At 39.9% G+C, this 14,125-nt stretch carries 5 protein-coding genes and 2 pseudogenes; 5 read left to right on the forward strand and 2 right to left on the reverse strand.

Annotated features, from left to right (window positions below; translation table 11 throughout):
* Positions 1-272: 272 nt before the first annotated feature.
* The 4 genes from V7K97_RS06370 (at position 273) to V7K97_RS06385 (ending at position 11,705) form a co-directional block, all read left to right on the forward strand.
* Positions 273-1,160, forward strand: a complete 888-nt coding sequence (locus V7K97_RS06370; RefSeq protein ID WP_334799930.1) for a 2OG-Fe(II)-dependent halogenase WelO5 family protein — start codon at positions 273-275, stop codon at positions 1,158-1,160.
* Between the two features lie 6 nt (positions 1,161-1,166).
* Positions 1,167-2,096 carry a glycosyltransferase family 2 protein gene (locus tag V7K97_RS06375; protein ID WP_334799931.1) on the forward strand — a complete coding sequence of 310 codons (930 nt, stop codon included), beginning with the start codon at positions 1,167-1,169 and terminating at the stop codon, positions 2,094-2,096.
* Positions 2,097-2,308: 212 nt separating this feature from the next.
* Positions 2,309-10,834: an amino acid adenylation domain-containing protein gene (locus V7K97_RS06380; RefSeq protein WP_334799932.1), complete on the forward strand. Its 8,526-nt coding sequence runs from the start codon at positions 2,309-2,311 to the stop codon at positions 10,832-10,834.
* 580 nt (positions 10,835-11,414) lie between these two features.
* Positions 11,415-11,705, forward strand: coding sequence for a hypothetical protein (locus tag V7K97_RS06385; protein ID WP_334799934.1), 291 nt, complete (start codon positions 11,415-11,417; stop codon positions 11,703-11,705).
* A gap of 229 nt (positions 11,706-11,934) precedes the next feature.
* Here the strand turns inward: V7K97_RS06385 and V7K97_RS06390 are convergent, their stop codons facing one another.
* Together V7K97_RS06390 and V7K97_RS06395 are read right to left on the reverse strand one after the other, a co-directional pair.
* A complete protein-coding gene (locus tag V7K97_RS06390) occupies positions 11,935-12,225 on the reverse strand; it encodes a hypothetical protein (protein ID WP_334799935.1) in 291 nt (96 codons plus the stop codon).
* 10 nt (positions 12,226-12,235) lie between these two features.
* Positions 12,236-13,188 (reverse strand): annotated as a pseudogene (locus V7K97_RS06395) (ParM/StbA family protein).
* Positions 13,189-13,630: 442 nt separating this feature from the next.
* Here V7K97_RS06395 and V7K97_RS06400 point away from each other — a divergent pair.
* Positions 13,631-13,784, forward strand: a pseudogene (locus V7K97_RS06400) (sigma factor); the annotation flags it as partial.
* Positions 13,785-14,125 lie beyond the last annotated feature (341 nt).

The raw sequence follows: 14,125 nt of genomic DNA on the forward strand, positions 1-14,125 counted from the left end.
GTGGTTGACAAGAAGATAATTATATGAAATATATGATGATGTCAACACGATGATGTAAAAAATTTATCTTGCTCTGCAATTGAGGCAGGCTGTTTTATGCTGACGCCCAAGTCTTGAGAGGTAAAATTTTTCCAAAAATATTGTGAGTCTACAAGTGCAAAGGGCTGGAACTTCTAGTAATACAGACTATAAACACTGGATGTATATCTGCTTTGAGCGCAACGAGTAAATCGGTTTCAAGATTTTTAACCCAGAAATTTTAAGTAAAGACTATGCCTAAAAGAGTCATTTCTAAAGAACCCCTGTTTAACTTTCTTGACATTCATGTATCGGAAATAGAGAAACATCCCAGCGCTATCCAAGATATGTTGTACAACCGCAGTTTCGAGGGTATGATTATCCGCGAGGTGTTGCCTCAAAATGTCGTCGAGCAGGTCGTCAATCGCCTAGAGAACAATAAAAACAACATGAGTTCGATCCTAGACTCTAAGTTTGCCGATATGGCTAAAGGGCCTTATAGTTTCGGTGAAAACATTATCTTTTGCGATCCTAACTTGCAGCAGTACTTTGATTATGCAGCAATCTTCCGGCAGAAGTGTCGCATATTATTCCAAGGGACGGTTGACTTTGAAAACCGAGTGGAGTCAGTGTTTAAATTTCTTTCCAGCGTCAAGAAAGTGCAAGTTCCCACTGGACCTGAAGGGCAGACTTACATTCCAGCTACTATCAGGAAGTTGCCCAAGGGACACGAGTTTACGATCCACGTTGGCAACGATTTCTTGAACAAGCCTCAAAGTGACCATTTAAGAACCCTGGTCGATATCACTGACCAGTTGAGCTTCTACATCCCCCTTGCTCTCGCCGAAGGTGGCGGCGATCTGATCGTCTACGGACTGGAATGGGACGGCGAACCCTTACCCTTTCAAGACGCAAGCTCAGAAAGCGGGTATAGTTCTTGGACATATCAACAATCACATCAGCCATTTGTTGAGCAGTATGGAAGCATGACCTTTGCACCCGGTCTTGGAGATATGATGCTATTCGATGGTGGTCGATTTTACCACTGTATCGCTCCGACAGTTGGCGATCGCGCCAGGATAACCATTGGTGGATTTCTCACCTTTTCTAAGGAGCATGATGCTATTTACTACTGGAGCTAATACCGTATGACTAAAGTGAGTATTATTACTCCTTGTTACAACGCAGAAAAATACGTTGGAAAGGCAATAGAAAGTGTGCGTGCCCAAACCTTCAACAACTGGGAGCATATTGTAATAGATGATGGCAGCACTGATAATTCTGCCCAAGTCATTGCATCCTATACCAAAATAGAGCCACGCCTGCGGTTAATCAGACAGCCCAATGGTGGTGTTTGTAATGCCCGTAACAATGGCTTTAAAGAGTGTTTTCCTCAGACGCAATACTTACTATTTTTTGATGCCGATGACTACCTAGAACCGCAGATGCTGGAGGTAATAGTTAAATACCTTGACCAACAGCCTCATGTTGGTGTTGCCTACAGCGATTACTGGCATATTGACGAAGACGATCGGATTTTGCCCAGAAATCCTTATCCTCGGTATATTCCTTCTGGTTTTGGAATAAAAGAGCTGCCTTATGAAACACCTGAGACACCTTTGGTAGCTGTTGGTTCAGGAGCGGCAATTGTCATGGAAAGCGGTTCTGTGCTGCGGCGATGTATTTATGAAAAAACATCGGGATGGGATGAGTCGTTGGGACAGGGTGGAGAAGGAATCGATCTATTTCTTCAATTTGCGCTGTTTAGCGAGATCCATTTTGTACCGAAAAACCTGTATAAATATCGTCAATATCCGGCTCAATCCCATCGATTAGTAGACGATCGAGCTCAAGCTCGAAAGCTCATTGCTAAGTGGAAAGAAGAAAAATGGTTGACTCAAGAGCAAAAAGTCAAAGTAGCTCAAGTCCTGTGGTTTTATGAAAAAAGATTAATGGCTTTATTCGAGATGCAATCTGGAACAGACTTGATGCGACGTGGACAAGTTGGTACAGCGTTAAGGTTATATCTGGAAGCTGGAAAAAAGTATTTTATGTCATTTTTTCCGGTATCACTTTAAAATAGACTTATTTTATTTATATATAGCAATCCGATAGCGAAGCGGTAGCGAGTCATCGAGCGTCTTTGATTTCTGAATCACTCGTAGAGATAAGGGACTGGGGATTGGGGAAGGTGGGGCCCCCTCTGGGGATAAGGGGTAATGGCGACTGGGAAGAAGGAATAAAGGTGTACTGAGTTTTGTTCAAAAATCAAATATGAGTCCTATATATTATGATGAATTCAGAAATCAATGATATTGAACTTTTAAAATTCCTTTTAGAAGAGGAAGGAATCGAACTAGAAAAAGACCAGTTTTTGATTGTCCGTCGCAGTCTTACCCAAGCACCCGCTTCTTTTCAACAAAGGCGCTTGTGGTTTCTTTATGAATTAGAACCTACATCTTCTGCTTATAATATTTGTTCTGTATTCAGTCTATATGGGGATTTACAGGTAGAGGCTTTGCAGGAAGCTTTTAAACAATTGCAGCAGCGACATGAAAGCTTGCGAACCACATTTATAGTAATTGATGGGGAACCTTGGCAACAGATTCACCCAGATTATTTAGCTGAAATTGTATTAGAAGACTGGAGTGAAAACACCACAGAAACTGAAAAACAAGTATTGCAAATAGGACGTTCTGAAGCTGAATATGCCTTTGATTTAGAAACAGGGCCATTGGTGCGATCGCGCCTTTTTCACCTAGCATCAAAACAATACATACTCACCCTCACTCTTCATCATACCATTGCTGATGCTTGGTCAATTGGCGTTTTTTTACAAGAAATTGCTGCTCTTTACCAATTGGCTATTCAAAAAGATGAAACAGCAATTCCAGATTTAAAAATTCAATACGCCGATTATGCCTTATGGCAACAAGAAAAATTTAACAATTTAGCTTTGCAAGATAGTCTTGCTTATTGGGAGAAACAACTAGCAGAATTACCAGTTTTGCAATTTCCCATTGATTTTACTAGACCCCGCCTCCAATCATTTCGGGGAGATTTGGTGAAATTTTCTCTACCAATTTCCCTCACCAATGCTATTCTTACCTTCAGCCAAAAAGAAGGTACCACTTTATTTATGACCCTGATGGGTGCTTTCCAGGCTCTTTTAGCGCGTTACACCGGACAAGAGGATATACCAGTCGGTACTTCCATCGCCAATCGTCCGGGAATCGATGCTGAAAAACTCATTGGTTTTTTCGTCAATATGTTGGTAATTCGCACCGATTTATCAGACGAACCTAGTTTTCGCAAGCTGCTAAATAGAGTCAGAGAAACTGTACTAGAGGCTTTTGAACATACAGAAGTACCATTTGAAACCTTAGTAGACCGCTTGCATCTTGAACGGGATACCAGCCGCAATCCTTTATTTCAAATTGCCTTTACTTTATTAAATGCACCCAAGCCGGAATTTAACACAGGTGATTTAGAAGTTTGCATATTAGCAACTCAAGAAGCGGCTCGTTTTGATTTAGAGTTGTTCATTACCGAAAACGAAGAACAGCTAAATGGTGTTTTATCCTACAACGTAGATTTATTTAAAAGAGAAACTGTAGAAAGATTTGCGCGTCACTTTTGTCAAGTACTAGAAAATTTCATAGCGCAACCGGATACACCCGTAAGCCGCTTACCTTTTCTGCTGACTGAAGAATTATCTCAATTAATTCCAGCTACACCTCGCCAAACTTTTCCCGTGCAATCTTGTTTGCATGAAATATTTAGTCAACAAGCAAAGTTGCGTCCCCAACAAACAGCGTTAATATTTGAAAATGAAACTCTTACTTATGCACAATTAAATCATCGCGCTAACCAATTAGCACATCATTTAATTAATGTTGGTGTCAAACCAGAATCACGAGTGGGACTGTGGCTATCTCGTTCCTTGGATTTGGTCGCTTCTATTTTGGCGATTCTGAAAGTCGGTGGGGTTTATGTTCCCTTCGATCCCGATTATCCGAGCGATCGCATCGCTTATATGATTGAAGATAGTCAAGTTGCAGTTTTGCTTACCCACACCCAATTTAAAGAGCAAATTCCAACTCACGAAGCTACTGTTATATTTATTGATAATTGCAAAGCTGAACTAGCAAAATTACAAACAACAGAACCAAAAGTTTTAGTTCAGCCAGATAACGCAGCTTATATTATTTACACCTCCGGTTCCACAGGAAAACCCAAAGGAGTCGTTGTCGCCCATTGTCATGTTGTGCGTTTAATGTTGGCTACTGAAAAATGGTTCAACTTTAACGCCAAAGATGTGTGGACACTCTTTCATTCCTGCGCCTTTGATTTCTCCGTTTGGGAAATTTGGGGCGCTCTTTTCTTTGGTGGTCGTTTAGTAATTGTACCTTATTTAGTAAGTCGTTCTCCCGAAGAATTTTATAACTTGCTGTGCGATGCTAAAGTCACAGTTTTAAACCAAACCCCTTCAGCATTTAGACAATTAATGCAAGCGGAAGAAATACTTTGTCGGGAAGGAGAGTTAGAATTACGCTATGTAATTTTTGGTGGAGAAGCGCTTGATTTACCAAGTCTAGAACCTTGGTTTGAACGCCATGACGATCGGCTTCCGTTACTAGTAAATATGTACGGAATTACGGAAACCACCGTTCACGTTACCTACCGTCCGATTCGCTTAAGGGATGTAAAACAACGTCTTGGTAGTTTAATTGGCAAACCAATACCCGATCTTTATTTATATATTTTAGATCGTCAATGCCAACCCGTTCCCATTGGGGTAGTTGGTGAAATATATATTGGTGGTGCGGGTGTGACTCGCGGTTATTTTAACCGTCCACAATTAACCGCAGAACGGATGATACCCAATCCATTTAACAATTCAAAACCAGAACGTCTCTACAAAACTTGTGATTTAGCTCGCTTCCTTGATAACGGCGAAATTGAATATATAGGACGCAACGATCATCAAGTTAAAATTCGTGGCTTTCGCATCGAATTGGGGGAAATTGAAGGAGTTATCAAACGTCATCCAGGGGTGCGCGATGCTTTAGTAATTGTCCGGGAAGAAAGCAAAGAAGATGTGAGAATAGCCGCTTATATCGTTCCCAAAGATCAAATTTTAGACTATGAAACTTTGAAGCAGGAACAAACCCAAGAATGGCAATATACCTTTAACGAAACCTATCGTCATAATGAAACTGAAGCCAACGAAGCCTTTAACATCACTGGTTGGAATAGTAGTTACGATAATCAACCCATTCCCGCCGCTGATATGCGTCAATGGCTAAATAATAGCCTGGCGCGAATCCAAGCACTCAAACCCCAACGGGTTCTAGAAATTGGCTGCGGTACGGGGATGATTTTATTGAATATTGCTACTCAGGTAAAATCGTATTGGGGAACTGATTTTTCCCAGGAAGCAATTAGCCGATTGACAAATATTATTCAAAATCGCTCGTGGAATCATGTAAATTTATTGACGCGAGAAGCCAGTGATTTTTCCCAAATTACTGATTTTGAATTCGATACTATTATTATTAATTCTGTAGCTCAATATTTTCCATCTATTGAGTATTTACAGCAGGTAATTGCAGGCGCTTTGGAAATATTAGCACCGGGAGGGAGTCTGTTTATTGGCGATAATCGTAATTTCTCACTTTTAAATTATTTTCATACCAGCGTTGCTTTTTATCAAGCTGATGACAAGACAAATAGGGAAAGTTTTAAAACCCAAGTTCGACGCCTAGTAGAAACAGAAAATGAATTAGTAGTCGATCCAACTTTCTTCGTCAATCTGACCAAATTTTTCCCCAATTTAGAAGCGGTAGAAGTTCACTTAAAAGAGGAAAATAGCCACAACGAACTGACTAAATATCGTTATGATGTCGTCTTACACAAGTTAGGTGTGTCACCCAATGATGTTATAGAACCTGTTTGGAAAAATTGGGAAGCAGTTTTGCAATTAGACAATTTACGTCAGGAAATTATTAAATTAGGTGCAATTGGTTGGTGTGGAATTCCCAATGCACGTTTAATTAAAGATGAAGCAGTTTTACAGTGGATGGAGGGAAATGATAGAAAAAATACAATTGGAAATTTACGCGAATCCATCGATAAAATTAACTTAAATCAAGCAATCGATCCAGCAGATTTATCTGCTCTAGCTAAAGAGATAGGTTGTCAGTTAAGTATTAGCTACTCTCCAGATTTGAGTCCGAGTTATTTTGACGTTTGCTTCTATCCAACAACTGACGGAAAGCGCCGCTCTCCAGTAATGCCAATTACTAGTATAGTCCCTACTCAAGCTACTAATTCTTACTGGATTGATCCGCTCAAAGGACGTTTTGCAAAAATGCTAATTTCCCAGTTAAAAGAACAGGTACGGGAAGAATTACCAGAATATATGCGTCCGTCTTCCTTTGTTCTTCTAGAAAGCTTCCCGATGACTCCCAGCGGTAAACTGGATTGGCGTGCTTTACCTGCACCAGAGCGAGATATAGCGCTTAGTAAGCAAGCCTTTGTTCAAGCCACAACTCCCACCCAAGCAAGACTATGCACCCTCTGGCTTGATGTGCTAGACATTGATACCATCGGCGTAACAGACGATTTCTTCCATTTAGGAGGACATTCTCTTTTAGCAACTAAATTAGTTTCTCGAATTCGTCAAGAATTTAATTTAGCCTTACCGTTAAGAAAAGTTTTTGAACATTCAACGATCGCAGGTTTAGCTGCGGAAATTGAGCGCTTGGCTGTGGTGAGCGATTCTACAAGTACGCTTCAAGATATTATTCCACAAATTGCCCACCGAGAAAACTTACCGCTTTCTTTTTCTCAAGCACGACTCTGGTTTTTAGATTGGTTGGAACCGAATAATCCTGCTTACAATATTGCGATCGCATTTCGTTTGCATGGAGATTTGAATCAAAAGGCATTACACCGCAGTTTACAAGAAATAATTCAACGTCATGAAGTATTACGCACAACCTTTGAGACTAAGGACGGAGTTGCTGTACAAGTTATTCATGAATCCGATGAAGTGCCGTTGACACCGATAAATCTGAGCCATTTAGAACCGGAAAAGCAGGAAGAAGCAGTTAAAAAATTAATTAGAGAAGCAATTATTTCTCCCTTCAATCTTCGCACACTGCCTTTACTGCGCGTCCATCTCTATCAGTTAAATGAGGACGTTCATGTTTTTGTCTTAGTAATACACCATATTATTTCTGATGGTTGGTCATTGGGTTTAATGATTAAGGAATTATCCTTATGTTATGCAGCATTTTGCCAGGGTGATGCATCGCCTTTATCAGCTTTATCTCTACAATATGGAGAATTTGCCCATTGGCAACGAACAACTTTTGAGCAAACCAAACTACCTGCACAACTGGCTTATTGGAAAGCAAAACTTGGTGGAAAAATCGAAACTTTAGAGCTACCGACTGATTTTCCTCGTCCTGCGATCGCAGGTTATCAAGGCGCTACTGTATCTTTTACGATTAACAGAGAAGTGAGCGATCGCTTGCAGAAGTTATGCGAATCTCAAGGTGCTACCCTATTTATGGGATTGTTAGGGGTATTTAGCACCCTGTTAATGCGTTATTCGGGACAGCAGGATTTATTAATTGGTACGCCCATTGCTAACCGGAATCATAAACAAATTGAAGAACTAATTGGCTTTTTTGTCAATACTTTAGTCATCAGAACTGATTTAACTGGCAATCCTGATTTTAATACATTACTGTTGCGAATCAAAGAAGAAACGCTGCAAGCTTATGCCCATCAGGATCTACCCTTAGAAAAAATTGTTGAAGAACTACATCCAGAAAGAAATCTCAGCCATCATCCCTTATTCCAGGTGATGTTTGTTTTACAAAATGCCCCGATGGGCAACTTGGAATTACCTAATTTGAGCCTTATTCCCTTGGAATTGGAACAGGTGACCGCTAAGTTTGATTTAACTCTATTAATGATAGATACAGAAGCAGGAATTCAGGGAACATGGGAATATAGAACTGATTTATTTAATGTAACAACAATTAACCGGATGGCGGGTCATTTTAAAACATTGCTAGAAAGTATTGTTGTTAATCCCAAACAGCGAATTACAGAGTTACCTCTACTAACAGCAACTGAGCAAAATCAATTATTAGTAAATTGGAATCAGACTCAAGTTGAGTATCCCCAAGATAAGTGCCTTCACCAATTATTTGAATTGCAGGTAGAGAAGACACCAGATGCAATAGCTGTGGTGTTTGAAAACGAAAATATGACTTATGAGGAGTTGAATAGACGGGCGAATAAATTGGCGCATTATCTGCATTCAGTAGGGGTAAAATCAGACGTACTGGTTGGTATTTGTGTTGAGCGATCGCTAGAAATGGTAATTGCGTTGTTGGGTATTCTTAAAGCTGGTGGTGCTTATGTCCCCATCGATTCAGCTTATCCCCAAGAGCGGATAAATTTCATACTAGAAGATGCTCAAACACCGATATTATTAACTCAACAAAAACTACTGAAAAAAGTTGGTGTTCAAGACAATATACAGATTATTTGTTTAGATACTGGCTGGGAAATAATTACCCAACAAAGTGCAGAAAACCCAGTTAATGAAATAGTAGCAGAAAACTTAGCCTATACCATTTACACATCTGGTTCCACAGGTAAGCCCAAGGGAGTAATGATCTCTCACCGCGCTATTTGCAATCATATGTTCTGGATACAAGCAACATTTCCCATGACGGAAGCAGACAAACTGCTCCAGAAAACTCCCCTCAGTTTCGATCCTTCTGTCTGGGAATTATACGCACCATTGTTAGTAGGCGCACAGTTGGTTATAGCTCGTCCAGGAGGTCATCAGGATAGTGCTTATCTAATTAAACTTATTAACGAACAGAAAATTACTTTTGTTCAATTTGTTCCATCCTTACTACAAATGATTTTAGAACAAGGAGGAATTGAAACTTGTAATTCTCTAAAACACGTTTTCTGTGGGGGCGAAACTTTGCCAGTTTCTCTGCAAGAAGGTTTGTTTAGTAAACTAAAGGTCAACTTTCACAATCTCTATGGCCCAACTGAAGTTTGTATCAATACAACCTTCTCAACTTGTCAGCCTGGAATTAAACAAAAAATTGTTCCAATTGGTCGCCCAATTTCTAACAACCATATTTATATTCTCGATCAAAATTTGCAACCCGTTCCTATTGGTGTTCCTGGTGAACTGCACATTGGTGGCGCTGGACTAGCGCGGGGTTATTTAAACCGTTCAGAGTTAACCGCCGAAAAATTTATTCCCAATCCTTTTAATAATCCAAAATCAGAACGTCTCTATAAAACAGGTGATTTAGCCCGTTATCTCCCTGACGGCAATATTGAATTTTTGGGGCGTATTGATAACCAAGTAAAAATTCGGGGTTTACGCATCGAATTAGGAGAAATTGAAGGGGTATTAAATCAACATCCAGATGTCCTTAATGCAGTGGTGATTACTTGTGCAGATTCAGTAGGAAGTCAATGTCTAGTTGCATACATTGTCCCCTCAAACGAGCAACTTACTTCTGTAAATCAGCTACGTACCTTACTGAAAGAAAAACTACCTGATTACATGGTGCCTGCACACTTTGTTATCTTAGAGTCTCTACCTTTAACATCTAATGGCAAAGTTGATAGAAAAGTACTATCTGCACTTAACTTTGAAAGAAATATCGACTCCAGCCAACAAATTCTCCCTCGGACAGCCTTAGAGCATAAATTAGTTCAAATCTGGGAAGAAATACTACAAGTTAACCCTATTGGCGTTACTGAAAACTTCTTTGACTTAGGTGGACATTCGCTCTTAGCTATTCGGTTAATAGCAACAATTGAACAGCGATTAGGATGTAATCTATCTGTTATTACTTTATTCCGGAAAGGTACAATAGAGAAGATGGCAGCTTTACTGGAGCAAGAGCGTTCAAGTAGTGATTTAGATATTATAGTTCCTTTACAAACTAAGGGCTATTTACCCCCCTTATTTCTCGTACATCAAGCAGGTGGTTATGCCCTTTCCTACTCCGTACTTGCTCAAGCTTTGGGTCAAGAACGTCCAGTTTATGCACTTCAGGCAAAAGGTTTAAATGGGAAACAACTGCCTTTAGATACTATCGAAGCAATGGCTGCTAGTTACCTAAAGGCAATTCGAGAAATCCTGCCTTTTGGCCCCTATTTGCTAGGTGGTCACTCTTTGGGAGGACTTATTGCTTTCGACATGGCTTCCCAATTGGAAGCTAGGGGAGAACAGGTTGAGCATCTGTTAATTATCGATACCCATCCACCATTACCTACTCCAAAAATTGAGGCCTCCCTTGAAGATGATGCTGCTATTCTTTGCTTTATTGTTGAGCAAATCGGACTGCATTTTTATAAAAATATAAGTGTTAATTATGAGGAATTTTCGTCTTTAGATAAAGCGGCTCAATTTAATTATGTATTGCAAATTTTGCAACACCACGAACTAATTCCTGCTGATTCGGGACGCAATATAATTTTCGGCTTACTCAACGTTTACAAAGCTAATTTGCATGCAAGTCTGCGTTATCAGCCACAACCCATTAAAGCTGCTATCTCACTGTTCAAAACTGCATCGTTAGCAGAACAGTTTCCAGATGACCCTACTGTGGCTTGGGGGCAATTAACCAAAGATCGAGTGCGCGTTTGTTTTGTAGCTGGTGAACATCAAACAGTTTTGAAAGAACCTCATGTCAGAAAACTTGCAGCAGAAATTGCAGAGATATTATCGCGGATTTCTCACAAAATCTGAAAAAAACCTATAACCGCAAAGTTTGCTAGACAAGTAGTTTCTCAAGAGTTGTCAAGTAAGCTTGAGGATTGCGACGGAATCGAAGCTGTTCAATGCGAGTAAGTTGATGTTGGCGTAAATCAGAGTGTAATTGTTGCCAAGTCTGTCCTAAATCATTCGTGAAAAATTAGATCCCCGACTTCTCAAAGAAGTCGGGGATCTGGACAACGCAAATTTTCACAACTCATTTAGGATTGCTATAGGTAACTCTACAATTAAAATGATTTTGCGCTACTCAAAAGTAGCTTCATTACGTGCAGAAAAAGTTGTACAAAAGTGTTTCCTAAAATTCTCAATTACGATGAGTAAATAGCTGTTAGATAAATTAATATAGTATCGTTAAGATGACAAAAATTAGCACTGCTAATAATGTTCATCAAGAGTATTAGTATTTCTCTTGAACTGTTAACTGAGGGATAAAACAAAAAATGATTTTCAGCAATGGCTGAAACCTAAGCCTCACAATGTTTATAGCGTTTGCATTAATTCCTTAGCGTACAATTTTCCCGTTTTGGCACAGTCCTGCCTAGTTGCTGACGAAATGCCATTCCGTTCCAAGGGCGCACCCGCCGTCGTTATTAACGAACAAGGGGAAGGCGTACACGGCACAGCAGAAGGATATCTCGATTTGCTAGTTGATAACAGGGGTGATTACAAAGAAAAGATTGCCACATTCGTAATCAGAAACTTTATGTCAGCACAACCCATCAACGAACTCACCCAGGTTAGTAAAACCCCTGACTCGCCAGAAACTCCCGATTTTGCCAAAGAACTACTCGAAGATAACGTTACTTCGACAGATGAAGATTTAGACCAAGAACCTCCGTTCTAGATCCAGTTAACTGAATAATGCTAGTACATACAGACTTACTTGTTGGTACTGGCATTATTTTTTACAGAAATCCGGAATAAAAATCCACTGTTTGGTAAAATCGCTGACATTAACTCATCTTATATAGTACACAAATACTAGAATACTTACACAAGAGCTAGATTTCAAACTTTTTTGACATAATTACCCCCACAGATTGGGAATTACCGTTGCCAACTTCATCTGACGGTTACAAATCAAAATCAAGACTGAATGTTTCGCCATCAGGATCTTCTGGTTTTGGGTCTGGAGATGGCTGGGGATTCGGCTGGTCTTGTTTGTTTGACTCAGTATTAATCGGTGTAAAAACTACTTGTTGTGCGGGTAATCCACCCTTTATGAAAACAAAATAGCAATCAATGATAAAGTAAAGCGTCTCCAGGTAACTTTTACCTAGTTGTTGCGACTCTGCAAATATGCGTTCTCGGTAGTTATCTTTGAGCCGAATTTTTACCGGAGCTAAGTCTTGTTTGTCTGCCATTGTTATAACTTCACTTCCCAGATGTGTTTGGTGAATTCTTGCTCATAATGGTTTTTGCCATTTCTAGAAGCCCAAAGACATTAGCTTCCACCGGATTATCCAGAATTTTGAAACCGTTCTTCTCTAATAGCTTCTTAAATCCTGGTAACAGGCAGCCTCCACCAATCGCCCAGATTTCATCCCCTTGGTGCTTGGCATCAAGCGTCAGATTCACCACTTTCTTCAAGTATTTTTCATACCAATCTTTCAAACAAGCACTGTATATATCTTTGATATCGATGTCACGGCTGTACTTGGTATGTCCCATTTCCAGACAAAACCGGATCTTGGAAGCATCCCCGATTTTTCCTCCATTTAAATGTTTCATTTTTTGAGAAATATCATCGATGAGAACTTCTACACCAATGGGGTAGGCGGTATGAACTTCTCGTTTCCCCTGGTTGTAACGAGAATACAAAGTCGTACCATTGCCAAAGTCTAAAATGGTTAATTTTTTGGGTAGTTGATGCCCAAACAATGCACCCATCCCTTCTAGTAATACTTTCAGCACTTCTACTTTCACCTCTGATTGTTTGCCAGAAAGTATCGGCTGATATTCTCCATTTAGTACTTTTTGCAATTCATCAGCCAGTCCAACATCATGTAAGCTGACAACTAATTTTAAGTGCCAAGCCTTACGGTGTGGCAGATGTGCCAACGCACCGAATAATGTCAACAACGCATTATTGACTTTGTTTTCATTGTTATCCGTGTTGCGGTCAAAATGATAACCTGTGCGGAAAGCTGATTCTCCGACTGTGTAAGCAGTACCGTTAAAAAGTACTCGTCCGGGTACATCTTCCATCTCGGCATTGGTTATATAGCTGGGGACACGAACTACTTCAAAGCCATCGACTAAAAGTTTTAGGCTTCCATAACCGTGCCAGCAGGAAAAATTTTTTGTAACGTGTGAATGTTTGACATAGGGATCAAGTCAATACGTTTTGATTTGTGAAAGTTATCTGTTCAGATTATCTAGGGGAGCAGGAAAGCAGGGGAGAGAAGAATAACTTGCTATGAGTCTTTCCCCATAACTCTGCCCCTTCCTTCTCTAACCTCAAGAGCTTATCATAACCCCTTGGGGGCTAAGTGGGGTACATTTGGTTGGATGACACTTTATACCCCATATAGCACCCATATAGCACCTATATAGGTGTCAAATTTTCATAGAAGTTCTAATCTATCTTTGGGGTATATATAGCCCCCATATAGCCCCCACCAGCAATTTGTAAAATCTTTTCTATCAACGCAGTAGAAATTAACTTACAAGAAAATAGAGAAGACGGTCGAAACATTTGGCAATATCGGCATCAAGTACAAATTTTGGTTTGAGCATGATTGCATTAAATATTGCTTCTACCGCATGGCTAAACAAAAAATGATTACCGCCAACCTTCGATTAGTGGTAGCGGTAGCTAAAAAATGTCGCTGGAGTAACCTGGAATTTCTGGATCTGATTGAAGAGGGAGCAATAGGTTTGCTTTCATCCTGTGGAGAAGTTTGACCCCAATTGGGGATATTAGGATGTGAGCAAGACCAAATTAAAGATTATTTGGTTTTTTGAAAACTACTTATGTCCAAGCAGAAGGAATCACTGTTGTAGAAAGCACTTCTTCCGTACTCAGTCCAATAGCAGCTTGCTCTTAGTTGGGGCACTTAACCTTAATTTGGATGATTGAAGTCCCTCCATTATATTCTCCAACTACAGGCTCACCTGGAGTTTAGACTAAAAGCGATATGAGAGAAGGCAAATCAAATGGAATTAGAGATTAAAAATATTATCTTGTCAGCCTCAAAGCATCCGCGACCTTGAACAATTCTGTAGTATATCTGCTCCAGCTAATAATACAATAATGATAAT

The organism is Nostoc sp. (assembly GCF_036917815.1).
Lineage (GTDB): Bacteria > Cyanobacteriota > Cyanobacteriia > Cyanobacteriales > Nostocaceae > Nostoc.

What these genes read in the sequence shown, in the direction of transcription:
- V7K97_RS06370 (WP_334799930.1), top strand. Translation starts at nt 273, where the DNA reads ATGCCTAAAAGAGTCATTTCTAAAGAACCCCTGTTTAACTTTCTTGAC.
- V7K97_RS06375 (WP_334799931.1), top strand. Translation starts at nt 1,167, where the DNA reads ATGACTAAAGTGAGTATTATTACTCCTTGTTACAACGCAGAAAAATAC.
- V7K97_RS06380 (WP_334799932.1), top strand. Translation starts at nt 2,309, where the DNA reads ATGATGAATTCAGAAATCAATGATATTGAACTTTTAAAATTCCTTTTA.
- V7K97_RS06385 (WP_334799934.1), top strand. Translation starts at nt 11,415, where the DNA reads ATGCCATTCCGTTCCAAGGGCGCACCCGCCGTCGTTATTAACGAACAA.
- V7K97_RS06390 (WP_334799935.1), bottom strand. Translation starts at nt 12,225, where the DNA reads ATGGCAGACAAACAAGACTTAGCTCCGGTAAAAATTCGGCTCAAAGAT.